The organism is Vulcaniibacterium thermophilum (assembly GCF_007923255.1).
Lineage (GTDB): Bacteria > Pseudomonadota > Gammaproteobacteria > Xanthomonadales > Xanthomonadaceae > Lysobacter_F > Lysobacter_F thermophilum.
Genome location: NZ_VOHJ01000013.1, coordinates 22,071 through 41,452, shown reverse-complemented (window position 1 = coordinate 41,452; position 19,382 = coordinate 22,071). Strand labels below are relative to the sequence as shown.

General features: G+C 66.7%; 12 protein-coding genes and 2 CRISPR repeat arrays (1 of these 14 only partly in view). Of the genes, 8 read left to right on the top strand and 4 right to left on the bottom strand.

All coding sequences use genetic code 11. The features are described from left to right. Positions 1-7 precede the first annotated feature (7 nt). From FQY64_RS07105 to FQY64_RS07090, 4 genes are all read right to left on the bottom strand, one after another. Complete coding sequence (locus FQY64_RS07105; RefSeq protein WP_146473336.1) at positions 8-904, bottom strand: SDR family oxidoreductase; 897 nt, start codon at positions 902-904, stop codon at positions 8-10. An 89-nt stretch (positions 905-993) separates the two neighbouring features. After that, positions 994-1,737 carry a 4Fe-4S dicluster domain-containing protein gene (locus tag FQY64_RS07100; protein ID WP_146473335.1) on the bottom strand — a complete coding sequence of 248 codons (744 nt, stop codon included), beginning with the start codon at positions 1,735-1,737 and terminating at the stop codon, positions 994-996. Beyond that, positions 1,734-1,937: a hypothetical protein gene (locus FQY64_RS07095; protein ID WP_146473333.1), complete on the bottom strand. Its 204-nt coding sequence runs from the start codon at positions 1,935-1,937 to the stop codon at positions 1,734-1,736. Before FQY64_RS07095 ends, FQY64_RS07100 begins: the two co-directional genes overlap by 4 nt. Next, positions 1,937-5,257, bottom strand: a complete 3,321-nt coding sequence (locus tag FQY64_RS07090) for a molybdopterin oxidoreductase family protein (protein ID WP_276508306.1) — start codon at positions 5,255-5,257, stop codon at positions 1,937-1,939. The genes FQY64_RS07095 and FQY64_RS07090 overlap by 1 nt, the downstream gene beginning before the upstream one ends. Positions 5,258-5,626: 369 nt before the next feature. Here FQY64_RS07090 and FQY64_RS07085 point away from each other — a divergent pair, with 369 nt between their 5' ends. The 8 genes from FQY64_RS07085 (at position 5,627) to cas6f (ending at position 16,515) form a co-directional block, all read left to right on the top strand. Next, positions 5,627-6,598, top strand: coding sequence for a helix-turn-helix transcriptional regulator (locus tag FQY64_RS07085; RefSeq protein ID WP_146473329.1), 972 nt, complete (start codon positions 5,627-5,629; stop codon positions 6,596-6,598). Next, entirely contained in the window at positions 6,595-7,515 is a 921-nt protein-coding gene (locus FQY64_RS07080) for a patatin-like phospholipase family protein (protein ID WP_146473327.1), read from the top strand. Before FQY64_RS07085 ends, FQY64_RS07080 begins: the two co-directional genes overlap by 4 nt. A 544-nt stretch (positions 7,516-8,059) precedes the next feature. Next, positions 8,060-9,037: a type I-F CRISPR-associated endonuclease Cas1f gene (cas1f, locus tag FQY64_RS07075; protein WP_146473325.1), complete on the top strand. Its 978-nt coding sequence runs from the start codon at positions 8,060-8,062 to the stop codon at positions 9,035-9,037. After that, positions 9,034-12,429, top strand: a complete 3,396-nt coding sequence (cas3f, locus tag FQY64_RS07070; protein WP_146473323.1) for a type I-F CRISPR-associated helicase Cas3f — start codon at positions 9,034-9,036, stop codon at positions 12,427-12,429. Before cas1f ends, cas3f begins: the two co-directional genes overlap by 4 nt. Positions 12,430-12,549: 120 nt before the next feature. Continuing rightward, positions 12,550-13,899, top strand: a complete 1,350-nt coding sequence (gene csy1, locus FQY64_RS07065) for a type I-F CRISPR-associated protein Csy1 (protein WP_146473321.1) — start codon at positions 12,550-12,552, stop codon at positions 13,897-13,899. Beyond that, on the top strand, positions 13,896-14,882 hold the full coding sequence (gene csy2, locus FQY64_RS07060) for a type I-F CRISPR-associated protein Csy2 (RefSeq protein ID WP_146473319.1): 987 nt from the start codon (positions 13,896-13,898) through the stop codon (positions 14,880-14,882). The genes csy1 and csy2 overlap by 4 nt, the downstream gene beginning before the upstream one ends. 24 nt (positions 14,883-14,906) lie before the next feature. After that, positions 14,907-15,944 (top strand): type I-F CRISPR-associated protein Csy3, encoded by a 1,038-nt coding sequence (csy3, locus tag FQY64_RS07055; protein WP_146473317.1) that lies wholly within the window; start codon positions 14,907-14,909, stop codon positions 15,942-15,944. Between the two features lie 4 nt (positions 15,945-15,948). Further along, complete coding sequence (cas6f, locus tag FQY64_RS07050; RefSeq protein ID WP_146473315.1) at positions 15,949-16,515, top strand: type I-F CRISPR-associated endoribonuclease Cas6/Csy4; 567 nt, start codon at positions 15,949-15,951, stop codon at positions 16,513-16,515. A 129-nt stretch (positions 16,516-16,644) separates the two neighbouring features. Continuing rightward, a CRISPR array of direct repeats spans positions 16,645-18,960; the repeat unit is 28 nt; unit sequence GTTCGCTGCCGCACAGGCAGCTCAGAAA. A 90-nt stretch (positions 18,961-19,050) separates the two neighbouring features. Further along, a CRISPR array of direct repeats spans positions 19,051-19,382; the repeat unit is 28 nt; unit sequence GTTCGCTGCCGCACAGGCAGCTCAGAAA; it runs 3,302 nt beyond the window's last position.

Genomic DNA, 19,382 nt, shown 5'->3' with positions numbered 1-19,382 from the left:
GCCGGGCTCAGTACGGCGGATGGCCGTACACGCGCCCGGCGTTGTGCGGCACCGGCCGGAACAGACTGCCTTCCGGATCGTGCGGCGGCGCGTCCTCCTGCTGCTCGCGCACGTAGCGTGGCGCCAGGCGGTCCATCACCCGCGGCATGAGCTTGGACATCGCGGTGTTCATCACCGCCATCGCGCCCACGCGCACGTCGCGGCCGCCTTCGGTCGCCGCCGCGAGGATCGCTTCGGCCACCCGGTGCGGGTCGATCTGCGGCGAGGGCAGCTTGGGTTCGTGCGCCAGGTAGTTGCGCGCGCGCTGCGGGTAGGGCGTGTTGACCGCGGTCGGCTGGATCAGGGTGATGCTCACCGGCGCCCGGTCGATGACCTCCACCTCCATCCGCAGCGCGTCGGTGAAGCCCTTCACCGCGTGCTTGGAGGCGCTGTACATCCCCTGCAGCGGCACCACCGCGTCGGAGACCTCGCTGCCGACGTTGATCAGCGCGCCGCCCTGCCGGCGCAGGTAGGGCAGCGCCACCAGCGAGCCGTAGACGACGCCCCAGAAGTTGGTGTCGAACAGGCGCCGGCTGTCCTCGTCGCGCACCTGGTCGAGCCGGCCGTAGATGCTCACACCGGCGTTGTTGATCCAGGTGTCGATGCGGCCGTACTGCAGCGCGGCGTCGGCGGCCACCGCTTCGAGCTGCCCGCGATCGGCGACATCGGCGGGCAGCGCGATGGCATCGCCGCCGGACTCGCGGATCTCCTCGACGATGATGTCGAGCACGTCGCCGCTGCGCGCCACCAGCGCCACCTTCGCGCCGCGCTCGGCGGCGAGCAGCGCGGTGCACAGGCCGATGCCGCTGGAGGCGCCGGTGACGACCACGACCTGCTGGTCGAGCGGCTTGAGTGCGTGCTTCATGGCGGCCTCGCGCGCGAGGGGAGCGCCGAAACGATCCGACCGCCGGCGTGAAGCCGCGGCGCACGCGCGGTGAGAAGCGGGTGAGCCCGTCAGCGGCTGAGCACGCGGTCCAGCCAGCGCAGCAGCGGGGGAAGCGCCTGCGGGTCGAGCGTTTCCCGCGCCGCCTCCGGCGCCGGTTCGCCGGTGCGCCGCGGCCGCGGCGGCAGGTACTTGTTGGTCGGCTTGTAGCCGAGCTGCGGCATCAGGTCGACGCCGCCGCGCTCGGCGACCAGCTTCGACACTGCCGAATCGGGATCGCCGAGGTCGCCGAAGTGGCGCGCGCGCGTCGGGCAGGCCTGCACGCAGGCCGGCTGGCGCTCGGCCTCCGGCAGGCGCTCGTTGTAGATGCGGTCGATGCAGAGCGTGCATTTCTTCATCACGCCCTCCACCGCGCTGTATTCGCGCGCGCCGTACGGGCAGGCCCACGAGCACAGCTTGCAGCCGATGCACTTGTCCTCGTCGACCAGCACGATGCCGTCCTCGGCGCGCTTGAAGCTGGCGCCCGTGGGACACACGGTGACGCACGCCGGTTGCTCGCAGTGCAGGCACGAGCGCGGGAAGTGCAGGGTCATCGCCGGCTGCGTGGCGGTGGCCTCGACCTCGTAGCTGTGCACGCGGTTGAACCACACGCCCGAAGGCTCCTTGCCGTACGGCTGCTCGTCGGTGAGCGGCGCGGCGTGGCCGGCCGCGTTCCATTCCTTGCAGCTCACCGCGCAGGCGTGGCAGCCGACGCAGACGTCGAGGTCGATCACCAGGCCGAGCTTCTTCTTCGGCGGCGGAGGCAGCGCCGTCATCGCCGCGGCCTCGCCATCCACAGGCCGGCGAAGAACAGCGCGGCCGCGCCGACGATGTACGGCGCGAGCGCGCGCCAGAGGTCGTCGCGCGTCTGCGGCAGCCGGCCGGCGAACGGATCGATCAGGCCGAGCGAGATCGCGCCGACCACGGCGAAGCCCAGCGCCATCAGCAGAAAGCCGGTGAAGCGTCGTGAATCCATCAGCGTGTCCTCGAGTCGCGCGCCGCGCGCAGTTCGGCGCCGTAGCGCAGCGGGGCTTGGTCGGCGGTGCCGAGCCGCAGCGGCGGGAACGCCGGCGACAGCTCGGCCTCCGTAGCCTTGCGCAGGCGCACGCGCAGGTCGAACCACGCCGCTTGGCCGGTGACCGGGTCGGCGTTGGCGTAATCGCCGCGCGGGGTGATGTCGGAGATCAGGTGGTTGAGCAGGAAGCCGCGCGTGCCCTCCGGCGCGTCTTTCGACAGGCGCCACGCGCCGCGCCGCTTGCCGATCGCATTCCACGTCCACACCGTGTCGGGCTGCACGTTGCCCGCGAGCTTGGCTTGCACGGTGATCGCGCCGTGGTGCGATTCCACCACCACCCAGTCCTCGTCGGCGATGCCGTGACGCGCGGCGGTGTCCGGATGCAGGTACAGCCAGTTGCGGGTGGCGATCTGCCGCAGCCAGGCGTTCTGCGAGCCCCAGGCGTGGTACATGAACATCGGGCGCTGGGTGATGGCGTGCAGCGGATAAGGCGGGAGCGGGGAACCGGGAACGGGGAAGGGGCCGGACGCCTGCGCGCCTGACGGTTCCCTGTTCCCTGCTTCCTGTTCCCCCACTTGCACGTGTTCGAACGGCGCGTACCAGATCGGCAGCGGATCGAAATACGTCGCCACGCGCTCGCGGTGCCGCTCCGGCGGCACGTGCGTACCGTGCCCCTGCGCGGCAAGGCGGAACTTCTGCAGCGTCTCGGAGTACAACTGCAGCACGATCGGCTCCGGGCTCGCGATGAAGCCCATGCGCTGCGCCCAGTCGAGATAGCCGCGGTTGGCCATCTTGAAGTAGCGCGCGTGCTCGGGGATTTCCTCGCGCCAGAAACCGCCGTGTTCGATGTAGCGTTCGAGCTGCAGCGGGTTCGGCGCACCCTTGCCGTGCAGCGTGCCGTCCGTGCCGCGCCAGCCGGCGAGCAGGCCCACGCCCGGCGCGCGCTCGTGGCGCACGATGTAGTCGGCGTAGTCGCGGTACTTCGCCGTGCCGTCCTCATTGACCAGGCCCGGCAGGCCGAGCCGTGCGCCCAGCTCGATCAGCACCGACTGGAAGCCGCGCACGTCGCGGCCTTCCGCCTGGGTGGCAGGATCGAACAGCGGATGGCGGATCGCATCGGCGGCGCCGTCGGCGTCGGAGATCGGCCGGTCGAGCAGGCTGATCGCGTCGAAGCGCTCCAGGTACGTCGTGTCCGGCAACACCAGATCGGCGTAGGCGACCATCTCGCTCGCGTAGGCGTCGGCGTAGATGATGCGCGGGATGCGGTACTCGCCGTGCGCGTCCCTGTCGGTGAGCCAGCGGATCGTCTCGGCGGTGTTCATCGCCGAGTTCCAGCTCATGTTCGCCATGAACATCAGCAGGGTGTCGATCCGGTACGGATCGCCCGCCCACGCGTTGCGGATGACCGTGTGCATCATTCCGTGCGCGGCGAGCGGGTAGGCCCACGAGTACGCATGATCGATGCGGCGCGGCTGGCCCGCCGGGTCGACCAGAAGATCCTCCGGCCCATGGACGAAGCCGAGCGGCGCGGCGTCGAGCGTGCCGTCGGCACGGCGCGTCTTGCCCGGACGGTTGGCCGGCGGAACCGGCTTCGGGAACGGCGGCTGGAAGCGGAACGAGCCGGGCGTGTCGACCGCGCCCAGCAGCAGTTGCAGCAGGTGCAGCGCGCGGCAGGTGTGGAAGCCGTTGCTGTGCGCGCTGATGCCGCGCATCGCGTGCATCGCCACCGGACGGCCGACCATTTCCGCGTGCTCGCGGCCCCAGGCGTCGGTCCAGGCGATCGGCAGCCGCACCGGGTGCGCGAACGCGGCCTCGGCCAGTTCGCGCGCGATGCGGCGGATGGTGTCGGCGGGGATGCCGCAGCGTTCGGCCACCGCCTCGGGCGCGTACTGCGGATCGAGGTAGCGTTCGGCCAACAGATGGAACACCGGCACCGCGCGGCGGCCATCGGGCAGCACGTATTCGCCGACGATCGCGGGCGCGATGCCGATGGCGTCGGCGCGAGCCGCTCCCTCTCCCGCAGGGGCAAAAGCGCTCCCTCCCCTGCTCGCAGGGGGTGAGGCGGGCCCGCTTGTGCGACATTGTCGCGCGGCCTGCCGAACGCCCGCGCCGCTGGCGTGGGCCGGCGGTTGGGGAGGGGTGAAGCCGGTGCCTGTGGGCGCATCAATACTTGCCGGAGCGCGCTCGACCCCCTCCCGACCTCCCCCTGCCTCCGCAGGGGGAGGAGCGCTCCCTCCCCTGCTCGCAGGGGGTGAGGCGGGCCCGCTTGCGCGACATTGTCGCGCGGCCTGCCGAACGCCCGCGCCGCTGGCGCGGGCCGGTGGCTGGGGAGGGGTGAAGCCGGTGCCTGCTGCCGTACCAGCGCTTGCCGGAGCCCGCTTTACCCCCTCCCGACCTCCCCCTGCCGTCGCAGGGGGAGGAGATTTCGTCCAGCACAACGCATTGCCGTCCGCATCGCGCGCGAACAGGCCATCCTGCGCGCCGCCCGGGTCGCGGATCACCAGCCAGTGCGCGTTGGTGTAGCGCACCAGGTACTCCAGATCGACCCAGTCGTTGCGCAGCAGCTCGTGCATCAGCGCGAACGCGAACAGGCCGTCGGTGCCGGGCCGGATGCCGATCCACTCGTCGGCGATCGCACCGTAGCCGGTGCGCACCGGATTGATCGAGACGATCTTCGCCCCACGCTGCTTGAGCTTTCCGAGTCCGAGCTTGATCGGGTTGCTGTCGTGATCCTCGGCCACGCCCCACAGCAGCAGGTAGCGCGTGTGCTCCCAGTCCGGCTCGCCGAACTCCCAGAAGCTGCCGCCCAGCGTGTACAGCCCGCCCGCCGCCATGTTGACCGAGCAGAAGCCGCCGTGCGCGGCGTAGTTCACCGTGCCGAATTGTTGCGCCCACCAGCCGGTCAGCGCCTGCGACTGATCGCGCCCGGTGAAGAACGCAAGCTCGTCCGGATTGCGCTCGCGGATCGGCTTGAGCCAGGAGACGGCGATGTCGAGCGCCTCGTCCCATTCGATCTCGCGGAACTCGCCCGAGCCGCGCTCGCCCACGCGCAGCAGCGGCTTGCGCAGCCGCGCCGGCGAGTAGTGCTGCATGATCCCGGCCGAGCCTTTCGCGCACAGCACGCCGCGGTTGACCGGGTGCTCCGGGTTGCCCTGGATGTAGCGGATCGTGCCGTCCTGCAGGCAGACCTTGATGCCGCAGCGGCACGCGCACATGTAGCACGTCGTGGTTTTCACCTCGTCGCCCGGCGAGGGCGAGGTGTCGATCGCGGGTTCGCTCATGGCGCGTGCTGGAGCTGGCGGCTGAACGCAGGGATAGCCGTCCATGGCGCTGGGCGCCGGCCCGGCCCTCCTTGGCCGGGCGCTCGGCGACGCACGCGGCAGTGCCGCGTAAACGCGTCGCCTCGCCCACAGCGGCACGCGCACCTGTAGCACGTCGTGGTTTTCACCTCATCGCCCGGCGAGGGCGAGGTGTCGATCGCGGGTTCGGCCGGTGCGCGCATCCGCGCATTGTGCCGCACCGCCGTGACGCGCGCGGCACGCGCACCCGGTCGCGACGTGACCGCCTTCATGATCTCCTCCGGCAGTAGCGGCCCCCCGGGGGCGGTGCCATCCTTAGCCGGGAAACCGGTATCAGCGAACACGGCCGCCATGGAACGCATCGAACGCATTCACGCTCTGCACCGCATCCTGTCCGCGGCGCGCTATCCCGTGACCGTGCAGCGGCTGATGGAAGAGCTGGAGTGCTCGCGCGCCACCGTGTACCGCGACCTCGCCTATCTGCGCGACTATCTGATGGCGCCGGTGGTCGGCAACGGCGAGGCCGGCTTCCGCTACGACCCCAACGAGGCGCAGCGCTTCGAACTGCCCGGCCTGTGGCTGACCTCGGAGGAGCTGTACTCGCTGCTGGCCGCGCAGCAGCTTCTGGTGCGCAGCGGCGGCGGCGTGCTGTCGAGCGCGCTGGCGCCGTTGCAACAGCGCATCGAGAAGCTGCTCGATCAGCATGCCGGCGGCCGCCGGGTGCCGGTGGAGCGCGTGCGCGTGGTGCCGCACCGCACGCGCCGCCTGGACGAGGCCGCATTCCGCGTGGTCGCCACGGCGGTGCTCGATCGCAGGCAGCTCACGTTCGAATACCGCGCGCGCTCCACCGACGAGAAGACGCGCCGCACGGTGTCGCCGCAGCGCCTGGTGCATTACCGCGACAACTGGTACCTGGACGCCTGGGATCACGACCGCGACGCGCTGCGCAGCTTCTCGGTCGACCGCGTCGGCAACGCGCGCGTGCTCGAGGAGGCCGCGCGCGACGTGCCGGACGACGAGCTCGACCGCCAGCTCTCCTCCAGCTACGGCATCTTCTCCGGCCCGCCGAAGGGCTGGGCGACGATCGTGTTCAGCGCCAAGGCGGCGCGCTGGGTGGCCGACGAGCACTGGCATTCGCAGCAGCAGGGCCGCTTCCTGCCCGACGGCCGCTACGAGTTGAAGGTGCCCTTCAGCAACGGCCGCGAACTGCTGATGGACGTGATGCATTACGGCGGCGATGCCGAGATCGTCGATCCGCCGGTGCTGCGCGAACAGGCGCGCGCGCTGCTCGCACTGGCGCTGTCCAACTACGAGCGCGGATGAGCGAGCCACGCGCGGCCGCCGGTGAGCCCGTCGCGCTCGCGCTGGGCGCCGGCGGCGCGCGCGGGCTGGCGCAGATCGGCGTGATCGAGGCGGTGCAGGCGCGTGGCTTCCACATCGTCGCGGTGGCCGGCTCCTCGATCGGCGCGCTGGTCGGCGGCCTGTTCGCCGCCGGCAAGCTGGAGGCGTACCGCGACTGGCTGCTGTCCAAGAGCCGCGCCGACATCCTGCGCATGCTCGATCCCGCGTTCGGCACGCCGGCGCTGTTCCGCGGCGAACGCCTGATGCAGGCCCTGCGCCTGCTGGCGGGCTCGCCGCGCATCGAAGCGCTGCCCATCGACTACACCGCCGTCGCCGTCGACCTGATGCGGCAGCGCGAAGTGTGGTTGCGCGACGGCGACCTGTGGGACGCCGTGCGCGCCTCGATCGCGATCCCCGGCGTGTTCACGCCGTACACGCTGCGCGGCCGCGAGCTGGTCGACGGCGGCATCCTCGCGCCGTTGCCGATCACCGCCACGCGCCTGTCCGGCGCGCACCGTCTGATCGCCGTGGACATGCACGGCTGGCCGGCCGGACCGCCCGGCCGCCTGGCCCGGCCTTCGCCCGCCGAACTGCCGCGCGCCGCCGCGGCGCTGCCCGCCTCGCTGCTGACGCGCTGGCTGCGCCGTTTCGGCGGCGAGGCCGCCGCCGTCGATATGGCCGGCAGCGCCCGCGCGATCGGCTTCAGCGAACTGATGGCGCGCTCGCTCGACACCATGCAGGCGCAGATCGCCCGCGTGCAGCTCGCGCTGGACCCGCCCGAAATCCTCATCCGCATCCCCCGCGACGCCTGCCAGTTCTACGAGTTCTGGCGCGCCCGCGAACTGATCGAACTCGGCCGCGCACAGGCCGAGAAGGCGCTGGACGCGGCGGGGTACTGAAAAATCGAGGCAGGCTCGAAAGGCAAGGAACAAACCCCCTCTCCCGCCTGCACAGACGGTTTAGGGTGAGGGCATGAAGCCAAGCGGTGGCCAACCACAAACCGGCATCCACCCGCCGGCCTCACCGTTCGCACCGGAGACTCACATGACACCCGCCGTCCTGCTGCTGCTCACCTTGCTAGGCCTCTGCGCACTCGGCGCACTCATCCTGTGGCACGCGTGCATCGCCGCGTTGTTGCGCACATGCAAGCGCGCTTCCTGCACCTGACTCCACGGAGAGCAATGACCGACCACCAACCCCAAACCATGACGTTCGACCTCACCCGGGAGGCGCATGGTCTGACTCCTGAAGGGTCGAGGCCCGCGTCGGGTTCGCAGCCCCCAGCAGCGACCGCGCGGCAGCGACCAGCGTGGCGGCTTTGGCGACGACCGGACCCACGCCATTGGTATATCGGCAGAGGGTATTGACGAGGGGCGACAGACGAGAAACCTTGGTGGGCCGCACAGCGTCAATCTCGCCGGCCACTTCTGGGAGGGGGGTCTTATGGACGAGCTGTCGCCATCTGATTTGAAGACGATCCTTCATTCGAAGCGCGCGAACATTTACTACCTGGAGCACTGCCGCGTTCTCGTCAACGGAGGGCGCGTCGAGTACGTCACGGATCAGGGAAAGCGGCAGCTTTACTGGAACATCCCAATCGCCAACACCACGACCATACTTCTTGGCATCGGCACGTCGATCACACAGGCGGCGATGCGAGAGCTGGCCAAGGCAGGCGTGCTCGTCGGATTCTGCGGAGGCGGCGGGACGCCGTTGTTCTCCGCGAACGAGCTGGATGTCGATGTCGCCTGGTTCTCTCCTCAGAGCGAGTATCGTCCGACGGAGTACCTGCAGGCGTGGGTGCGCTTCTGGTTCGAGGACGAGGCGCGCCTGAGGGCAGCGAAGGCGTTCCAGAAGGCGCGCCTGGCATGGATCGAGCGCCAATGGCTCGGACAACGTGTTTTGCAGGAATACGGCTTCGTACTGGATGCGGACAAGCTGCGTGCGCTACTAGCCGCCTCGGCGTCGATGGTCGACGTGGCTGCCGATACCACAAGCCTGTTGACGGAGGAGGCACGCCTCACCAAGGAGCTGTTCAAGCTGGCTGCGCGCACCCTCAAGTACGGCGATTTTGTGCGCGCCAAGCGAGGAACAGGAACCGACCCTGCCAACCGTTTCCTGGATCACGGCAACTACCTCGCTTACGGTCTTGGGGCAACGGCGGCGTGGGTTCTCGGTCTCCCTCATGGCTTGGCGGTCCTGCACGGCAAGACCCGTCGTGGCGGCCTGGTGTTCGACATTGCCGATTTGGCGAAGGATGCTCTCATCTTGCCCCAAGCGTTCATCTCGGCTGTCCGAGGTGACTACGAGCAGGAATTCCGCAGGGCGTGCATCGAGAACCTAACGCGTGCCGAGGCGCTCGACCACATGATCGACACCGTCAAGCGCGTGGCAATCGACACGGCGAGATCGGCCGCATGAACGTCCTTCTGGTATCCGAGTGCACCAAGAACGCGCTCAAAGAGACTCGGCGGATCCTCGATCAATTTGCCGAGCGTCGCGGCGAACGCACCTGGCAAACGGCCATCACTCAGGATGGGCTGGACACATTGCGTCGGCTGCTTCGCAAGACCGCGCGCAAGAACACGGCGGTGGCATGTCATTGGATACGTGGGCGCGATCACAGCGAGCTGCTCTGGATCGTGGGAGATGCCTCGCGCTTCAACGCGCAGGGTGCGGTACCGACAAACACGACCTGCATTGACCGGCTGCGGCGTGCCGACGAGAACGACTGGCACAGCGGCCAGGACATCCGCCTGCTCGCCCAGTTGGCTGCCCTGTTGCATGACCTCGGCAAGGCCAGCATCGCCTTCCAGGAGCGCCTCCGGGGAGGTCGTTCCGAGCGGAACCTGTACCGGCACGAGTGGGTATCGCTCCGACTGTTCCAAGCGTTCGTCGGCAAGGATGACGATGAAGTCTGGCTGCAGCGACTGGCGAATGCGGATAGCTATGGGGAAGATGCATGGCTCGCACCCGATCGCTACCAACGCGATGGGCTCGACGCCCGGGAAGGATACCCCTTCAGGAGCTTGCCGCCCTTGGCTGCGGCAGTGGGTTGGCTCGTGGTGACTCACCACAGACTGCCCGTCGCACCGTGCGAGAGGGACGATGGTGCACAAGCGGCGTGGGGTCGGAGAGTCCGGCACTTCAATCCCGCATGGCTGACAGAGCCTCTGGCATTGGTCGCGCATGACTGGAACGAGGTCAGGCAGGGGGTGGAGGCCCGGCAGATCGAGCCTTACTGGATGCCGGCCGGGCCCCTCCCGGTGCTCGAACCGAAGTGGCGGGCGCAGGCTTCCCGATTGGCGAAACGCTTGCTAGAACTGCGCAAGCATCGCAACACCGCTTGGCTGGAAAACCCATATGTGATGCATCTGGCCCGCCTCGCCCTGATGTTGGCGGACCATCATTACTCCAGCTTGCCGCTGGATTCCTCAGAACGGGTCGAAGGGGGCGGACGCACCGCGTTATATGCGAACACCGATCGCGGCGGTCGCCTCAAACAGCCCCTCGACGAGCATCTATTGGGGGTAGCGCGCGATGCTGGCTTGGTCGCTCATGCGTTGCCCGGATTCGAGCGCCATCTCCCTCGCCTGGCGCGGCACCGAGGCTTGCGTAAACGCAGTGCCGACCCGAGGTTCGCGTGGCAGGACAGGGCAGCGGATGCGGCCGCTGCCCTGCGCGAGAGCGCTTATGAGCATGGCGCCTTCATCATCAATATGGCGTCCACCGGGTGCGGCAAGACGCTGGCCAATGCCCGCATTGCGTACGCCTTGGCGGACCCGCAACACGGGATGCGCCTCACCTACGCACTGGGGCTGCGTACTCTGACCTTGCAGACGGGCCGCAGCTATCGCAACGATCTGAACCTCGATGACAACGATCTTGCGATTCGTGTCGGGGGTTCGGCCAGTCGGGCCTTGTTTGAATACTACGAGCGGCAGGCCGAGGCTCAGGGCTCGGCCTCGGTGCAGCGCCTGATCGAAGAGGACAGTCACGTGCTCTACGACGGCGCCAGCGCCGAACACCCGTTGCTCTCCCGTGCGTTACGCGATGCCGATATCCGCAGCCTGCTGTCGGCGCCTGTGCTGGTCTGCACCGTCGACCACATGACGCCCGCCACGGAAGCGCTACGCGCAGGACGCCAGATCGCTCCCATGCTGCGCTTGATGAGTGCCGACCTGGTACTGGACGAACTGGACGACTACGACTTGGACGATATGCCCGCGCTGACGCGGTTGGTGTACTGGGCTGGAATGCTAGGGACGCGGGTGGTGCTCTCCTCGGCGACACTGGCGCCGGCTTTGGTGGAAGGGATGTACCTCGCCTATCGTGCGGGGCGTCTCCAATACGGTCGCAACCGCGGTAGTAGCGGCGGACAGGCGGGCGACCACCTCGAGGTGCCGTGCTTGTGGGTCGACGAGTTCGGAGTGCAATGCTCGCCGTGTCCAGACGCGCGAACCTTCGCTTCGGAGCATGCGCAATTCATCGCCAAGCGGGCATCCAAGCTGGAGAAGGCAGCGCCCTTGCGGCGCGGCGATATCTGGCCGATCGAGCCGAGCAAGGGGCAGCCGAAGGAGCGTCTGCGTGGCGAGTTCGCCCAGCACGTACTCAGGGCGTGCTTGCGCCTGCACGACGACCACGCCGAGGCCGATCCGGCTACCGGCAAGCGGGTGAGCTTCGGGCTCGTGCGTATGGCCAACATCGATCCACTGTTCGACGTGGCGCGAGCAATGTTCGCGCTGGGCGCGCCCGAAGGTTATCGGATCCACCTGTGTGTCTATCACGCCCGCTTCCCGGCACTGCAACGTTCGGCTATCGAGCACCAGCTCGATGGCGCGTTCGATCGGCGCGGAGACGGGCGAGGCCCGTACCGCCAGCCCTTCATCCGCGCTGCGCTCAATACCCACCCGGAGGAGAACCAGGTTTTCGTCGTACTTGCGTCACCCGTGTGTGAAGTGGGCCGCGACTGGGACGCTGACTGGGCGGTGGTCGAACCTTCGTCGATGCGGTCGTTGATCCAGCTCGCCGGGCGCGTCCAGCGTCATCGCCGCCAGGGAGGCGAGAAGCCCAATGTTCTACTGCTCGATCGCAACATCAAGGCGCTCGAAGGCAAGCTACAGGCGGATGGAGCTCCGGCGCCCGTTTTCATTCACCCGGGTTACGAGCGCAACGACGCACGCGATCCGCGGCGATTCCGTCTCCGCTACCACCGGCTAAGCCGGCTCTTGTCGCCGGAGGAGTACCGCGCACTAACGGCTTTGCCCCGCATTCGTCCCCGGCCGGAAGCCGAGTGGGCCTGCGGCGAACGGCTGGTCGACCTGGAGCATGCCCGCATGGCGGCCAGCCTGCTTCCGCGGGAGCGCCTGCCCGTCTCGGTAGCGCCGTCGACGAGCGTGTATATGGAGCGGGATGAGGCGGCCTGGTCGTGGCTTTACCCACAGGCCACCCTCACTGGCGTGCTGCCACAGCAGCAGCCGTTCCGCGAAGACCCGCAGCCCAAGGTCACACTGGTCTTCCTGCCGGATGAGGAAGAGGAGCGCCTTGTTCTGCATCGAGTCGAGGACGGGCGACTTGCGCCCCAGAGGCTCTATGTTCGGATCGACGCCGGCCTTCGGCATGACGTTAGACCGACGCTCGGGGAGCGCATCAGTGCGTGGACACTGCCTGATCTGATGGAACTGCTGGTGGAACTGGCGGACGCGGAAGACATCACCGTGCTGGATGCGGCACGGCGGTTTGCAAGTGTCGAAGTGCCGCAGAGTACTCAGGGGTGGCTATGGCACCCTTGGCTTGGTTTTGCTCCAGCTTAGGGGAGGCGATCGGGAGGTGGACTTTTCGTAGTCAGCTCAAAAGGGTTGGTGCTGTTCGTCTCAAGCGCTGAGACAGAGCCATAGTTCACTCGGGGAGAGTTGGACCAGGGGAGACAAGGAATGCAACAGGATCAGATCGGATCAGACAGGGCGGAAGTCTTCCGCTCGGCCATCGCCGCCTTCATCGACGAGCGGCGAGAAGCCAAGCTGAAGGGCAAGGAAGACGATGCCGCGGGGGCATCCAAGTACGACTATGCGACGTGGCTGGCTGACGCGGCACGCCGGGTAAGCCAGATCAAGGCAGTCACGCACGTACTCAAGGCCACGCATCCTGACGCGCGTGGTAGCAGTCTGTACATCAGGCCTGGTGAGCTGCCGAGCCGCCCGGAGATCGGAACCCACATGCTCGGCGAAGACTGCGCTGTCGATGTCGTCGGTAACGCCGCAGCACTGGATGTTTTCAAGTTCCTCAAGATCGAGGTCGAGGGGCGTCGGCTGTTGGACTGGGTGCGGGACGGCGATGACGACTTGCGTCGTGCGTTGCACCCAGACGCCTCCGTCGCCCATAGCTGGATGGAATCCTTCGGTGGGTTGGTGCGCAGCGAGCCACAACCCGCTTCGCACCCGAACGCCAAGCAGGTCTACTGGCTGATTGGCGAGTGTCCTGTCGAAGACGGCCATTACCACCTGTTGCAGCCGCTCTTCTCCAGCAGCCTGGCCCACGCAGTACACCTGGAGATCCAGGATGCCCGTTTCGGCGAAGCGAACGCGCTCGCCAGGCAAGCGTTCCGTCAGAAGAAGCCGCATGAGGCCCGCTATCGCGACTACCGTCATCTGGTCGCGCGCAAGCTCGGAGGCACGAAGCCGCAGAACATCAGCCAGCTCAACAGCGAACGTGGTGGGGTCAACTACCTGCTGGCTTCACTCCCGCCCAAATGGGATCTGCAGCGGCCGCGTGCGCTCTTGCACGTCGAATCTGCGATGGAGCGGCTGACCTACTTCAAAGGCGTACGTCAGCAGGTGGCGGCGCTCGCCGACTTCCTGCGAACGTCTCCTCCGGCTAACGAAGATACGCGCCGCAGGCGGCGCCAACTCGAGCAGGAGTTGGGCCAGCAATTGGCCCTGTTCGCTGCCGAGATCCATGCGCGCTTCGAGCCAGGCTGGAGCCGCGACCCGGCATGCGAACTGCCCCTGTGCGAACGATTGTGGCTCGATCCGGAGCGCGCAGAGCTGCCCCCACGGACTGGCCACGAGCAGGACGACGAGGATTTCAAGGCCGCCTATCACGCGGGCAACTGGCCGGACGAGGTCGCGGGACGCTTCGCCAACTGGGTGAATGAGCAGTTGCGTCGTGCTGGGCTGCTCGGGCTGGGCGATACGGAGTACAGGCATTGGGCGCGGCAGGCCGTTGTCGATGCGGCCTGGCCAGTGCCCGTGCAGCGGCGCGCGCCGCAGGGGGTGCATGTATGACTTCCCTTCCCAATTTCGATCATCTGCTCGTGCTGCCCCATCTGCGCGTGCAAAACGCCAATGCCGTGTCCAGCCCGCTCACCCACGGCTTTCCGGCGATGACGGCGTTCCTCGGCCTCATGTGGGCGCTGGAGCGGAAGACGCGGGCCGCCGGGCTGGATATCGCATTCAGCGCGGTGGCAGTCGTCTGTCACGACCATCAGGAGCAGGTCAGCGAAGGGGGCTTTGTCAAACTCCTGCGCCTGACGCGCAACCCGGTCGACAAGGACGGCAGCACGGCCGCCATTGTCGAAGAAGGTCGGATCCACCTCGAACTGAGCCTCGCGTTTGCTGTCCGCAGCGAACGCTGGATGCGCGCTCCGGAAAGCCGAGGCGACGACCTGGCCCGTGTTGTCGAACTGATATCCGGCATGCGCATCGCGGGGGGCACCGTATTGCCTAGTACCGGACATCGGCGGTTGCGGCATCGTCCTTGGGTGCTTGAACTCACCGGCAGTGAAGCCGACCAGCGCCTCGAGTTCCGCAAGGCCAAGATGCGCCTGCTTCCCGGCTTCGCCCTGGTATCGCGCGATGACCTGCTGGACCGGCGTTGGACTGAGCTCAAGGCCGAGAACCCCGTTGCGACCCGGCTGGATGCGTGGCTATCGCTGTCACGTATCAACTGGCGCTATCGGTCCAGCGGTCCGGATGCAGAAAGGGGCGAATGGGTCCATGACCGCGAAGGCTGGGTCGTCCCCATTCCAGTCGGCTACGGAGCTCTTGGTGAGCTCCATGCGCCGGGCTCCGTAGCGAACGCGAGGGATCCGCACACGCCGTTTCGTTTCGTCGAAAGCCTGTATTCGATCGGCGAATGGATAAGTCCCCACCGCCTGCATTCGCCGCGGCAGATGCTCTGGTACGCAGATAGCAAGCCGGACCAGGGTCTTTATCGCTGCCGGAACGACTACCTCGTCCCGTCTGACGACTACTACGAACTCGACTGACCGCCCTACGACAAGGAGCCCATCATGTCCAAGAACCTCGAAACCGCTTCCGTCCTTGCGTTCGAGCGTAAGCTCGATCCCTCCGATGCCTTGTTCTTCTGCGGCGCATGGGATCAGCGCGAAGACTCGGCGAACTGGTCGCCGGTACAGATCCGCGAGAAGTCGGTTCGCGGCACTATTTCCAATCGGCTGAAGGCAAAGGACCAGGATCCGGCGAAGCTCGACGCCGCCATCGAGAATCCCAACCTGCAGACGGTGGATGTCGCCACGTTGCCGTTGGGGGCCGACACCCTGAAGGTTCAGTTCACCTTGCGGGTACTAGGTGGGACGGGGCAGCCCTCGGCATGTAACGACGCGGACTATCGCAAGAAGTTGATCGACACCATCGATGCGTATGTTCGCCAGCATGGTTTTGGCGAGCTGGCACGCCGATACGCCGCCAACCTCGCTAACGGGCGTTTTCTCTGGCGCAACCGCATCGGCGCCGAGCAGGTTGAAGTGCACGTCGCGCACCTGAAGGATGGTCAGCCTCAGGCGCAGTGGGCCTTTCAGGCCCTTGAGCACTCGCTGCGGGAGCTGTCGGCGCCGGCTGCCGAGCGGGCTGACGTGGAGGCGCTCGCCGCGCTGATCGAATCGGGGTTGGCGGGCACGTCGCACGTGCTGCTTCAGGTGACCGCCTTCGCGCGCGTGGGTTCGGGCCAGGAGGTCTTCCCGTCGCAGGAGCTCATTCTCGATCGCGCAAACAGTAAGAAGAGCAAGACCCTCTACGCGGTAGGTAGTGGAGACAATGCGGTGGCCGCCATCCACTCGCAGAAGGTTGGCAACGCTCTGCGAACAATCGATACCTGGTACCCGAATGCCGAAGAGAACGGGCCGATTGCGGTGGAGCCGTACGGTTCGGTCACTACCCAGGGCCGCGCCTACCGTCAACCAAAGGACAAGGTGGACTTCTACAACCTGCTCGACGGCTGGATTCTTAGGGATAAAGTGCCCCCTGTGGAGCAGCAGCACTTTGTGGTCGCCACGCTTATTCGCGGCGGCGTGTTCGGCGAAGCGGCGTGACGCCATGACAACGCACTACATCGACCTCACCCTGGCGCCGGATCCGGAGGTAAGTCCGCCGCATCTGCTTGGGGCCTTATATGAGCGGCTGCATATGGCAATGGTGCAGCACCGGATCGAGAGTGTAGGGGTGAGCTTCCCGCAATACAGCCTCGCCCCCCGGACGCTGGGACACAGGCTGCGTCTGCATGGGCAGGCAGCCGTCCTCGAACGCCTGATGGCGGAGAACTGGCTCAAGGGTGCGCGCGATCACGTGCGAGCGGGCACCATCGCGCACGTTCCTGCGGTTGCAACGCATCGAACAGTTCAGCGCCGCCAGTTCAAGACCAATGTCGAGCGCCTGCGCCGGCGGCGTATGCGCCGCAAAGGGGAGTCCGCCGAACAGGCTGCGCAGGCTATCCCCGCCTCAGTGGAGCGCCGTCCGAATCTGCCTTACGTCTGGATCCGAAGTCGCAGCAGTGGGCAGCCGTTCTGCCTGTTCATCGGCATGGGGCCGCTCCAGTCGGAGCCAGTGCCTGGCACGTACAACAGCTACGGACTCAGTGGCACGACCACCATCCCTTGGTTCTGACCTTTTTTGCCCAGGCGTCCGCTTGGTCTTTGAAATCAACGGCTTACACCCTGATCGCAGAGAAGGGTCTTGCTCGATAGTTCGGCGCGCCGCCAAGCCACATCAATGGCTTGGCGGCTTTTTGCTCTAGTTCGCTGCCGCACAGGCAGCTCAGAAAGCAGCTCCGCCACCACGCGCTCGTCGTACAGAGTTCGCTGCCGCACAGGCAGCTCAGAAATGCTGCTGCTCTCTCTGTGCGCGTCGTTTGTGGTTCGCTGCCGCACAGGCAGCTCAGAAAGATCTTGTCCAGCTTGGCGCGCGCCATCGGCTGTTCGCTGCCGCACAGGCAGCTCAGAAATTGCACCCGATCTTCCAGCACCTGATCGACCAGTTCGCTGCCGCACAGGCAGCTCAGAAAGTTTCGCGACCCAGATGGACGCGTGGGGCAAGGTTCGCTGCCGCACAGGCAGCTCAGAAAGCCTTCGCCAGCCAGTGCGCCCAGAAGGACCACGTTCGCTGCCGCACAGGCAGCTCAGAAAGACGAGATCATGGGCGTCACCGGCGACCTGCGGTTCGCTGCCGCACAGGCAGCTCAGAAATCAACGTGCCACGACAGAACGTCCACCAGTGGGTTCGCTGCCGCACAGGCAGCTCAGAAAGGTGGAAATCTGGGTGGTCTATGCGGAGAGCGGTTCGCTGCCGCACAGGCAGCTCAGAAAACGATGACGACTTTGACGAGCTGCCGGGCGCGGTTCGCTGCCGCACAGGCAGCTCAGAAAACATTCGGCGCCCATGCTCGCCCCACGCGGAAAGTTCGCTGCCGCACAGGCAGCTCAGAAAGCGAACACGATGCCGACCAATACCAGCAGCGGGTTCGCTGCCGCACAGGCAGCTCAGAAATCGGCCACGACCATGATCCCATGCTGCGCCGCGTTCGCTGCCGCACAGGCAGCTCAGAAAAGCTCCGGGTTGTACAGCGACTTGAGCATGTCCGTTCGCTGCCGCACAGGCAGCTCAGAAATGCAGCACCGGATCGGCGCGGACCCCGTAGACGTTCGCTGCCGCACAGGCAGCTCAGAAACCAAGGGCGAGGCGGCGCGGAAGGGGGAGGAAGTTCGCTGCCGCACAGGCAGCTCAGAAAATTCGGCCGCCAGTGCGCGCAGCCGTCGCTTAGTTCGCTGCCGCACAGGCAGATCAGAAAGGCGAGGCGAACTTGCAACGCGCCGAACTCGCGTTCGCTGCCGCACAGGCAGCTCAGAAAACGCCCGGATGCCCAAGGCCCGGATGCCCAACGTTCGCTGCCGCACAGGCAGCTCAGAAAGACTCGAGCCGCACGCAGAAGCGCGGGCCGTAGTTCGCTGCCGCACAGGCAGCTCAGAAATACCTGACGGGCCAGCGCCCCTCGGACGTGCTGTTCGCTGCCGCACAGGCAGCTCAGAAATCCTCGATCCTCTTGACCGTAAACAGCGGCGCGTTCGCTGCCGCACAGGCAGCTCAGAAACCTCGGGGAAGCCGTCACCATCACCAAGTACGGTTCGCTGCCGCACAGGCAGCTCAGAAATTCGTACACGTAGGTGGGAATCCACACCGAAAGTTCGCTGCCGCACAGGCAGCTCAGAAAACACCGAACAAGTGCTGCGGCGCATGGCACACGGTTCGCTGCCGCACAGGCAGCTCAGAAAAGGCGGCGGCTGCTGCTGCGCGTGAGCGACTGGGTTCGCTGCCGCACAGGCAGCTCAGAAATACGAATCCCCGCCAGTGCCTTTCGCAGTCGAGTTCGCTGCCGCACAGGCAGCTCAGAAATGCGCGGCCAGCCGCGCGTTGTCGCGGTCAAAGTTCGCTGCCGCACAGGCAGCTCAGAAAAGTTTCAGAAGCTGCGCACGTCGCCAAGCGTCGTTCGCTGCCGCACAGGCAGCTCAGAAAATCGCGCGGCGGTAGATCACAACGTCGATGTCGTTCGCTGCCGCACAGGCAGCTCAGAAAAGAAGACGTGGAGTGCGGTGTGTACGCGATGCCGTTCGCTGCCGCACAGGCAGCTCAGAAATGTACGTCGTATTATCTGCTGGCTCCGGAGGAGTTCGCTGCCGCACAGGCAGCTCAGAAAGGCGCGCACTGGCGCAGCCACTCCATGACATCCGTTCGCTGCCGCACAGGCAGCTCAGAAAAACAGCTAGCCGCCATGCAAGGCGGGGAGAAGCGTTCGCTGCCGCACAGGCAGCTCAGAAACGGTTCCCGTTCTAGGCGAAGAAGAATGGACCGTTCGCTGCCGCACAGGCAGCTCAGAAAAGCGTCCGTCCACCGTCGCCCTGCCGGCTCCAGTTCGCTGCCGCACAGGCAGCTCAGAAATGTGCGCGTTGAACCGGATGCCGCGCGAGAGCGTTCGCTGCCGCACAGGCAGCTCAGAAAAGCGCGCGACGGGCACGGCCCAGCTGTTCCCGGTTCGCTGCCGCACAGGCAGCTCAGAAATGCGCACGGTGGGCGGCGGGAGTCCGCTGCTGGTTCGCTGCCGCAAGGCAGCTCAGAAAACCAGTACATGCGCTGGCGCAAGGACGCCCCCGTTCGCTGCCGCACAGGCAGCTCAGAAACCGCAGCCGCCGGCGCGCGCTCGACAGCGGCAGGTTCGCTGCCGCACAGGCAGCTCAGAAAGAGACTCTCCCCCGACGCCGGGGCGTCACAACGTTCGCTGCCGCACAGGCAGCTCAGAAACTGACCGAAATGGCTATCGGGGACGGCAATGGGTTCGCTGCCGCACAGGCAGCTCAGAAAATTTTGGTGCAACCCACGCAAGCATCGAGCGTGTTCGCTGCCGCACAGGCAGCTCAGAAACCACAGCCCGCCCAGCATTGGCCGCTGCATCCGTTCGCTGCCGCACAGGCAGCTCAGAAAAC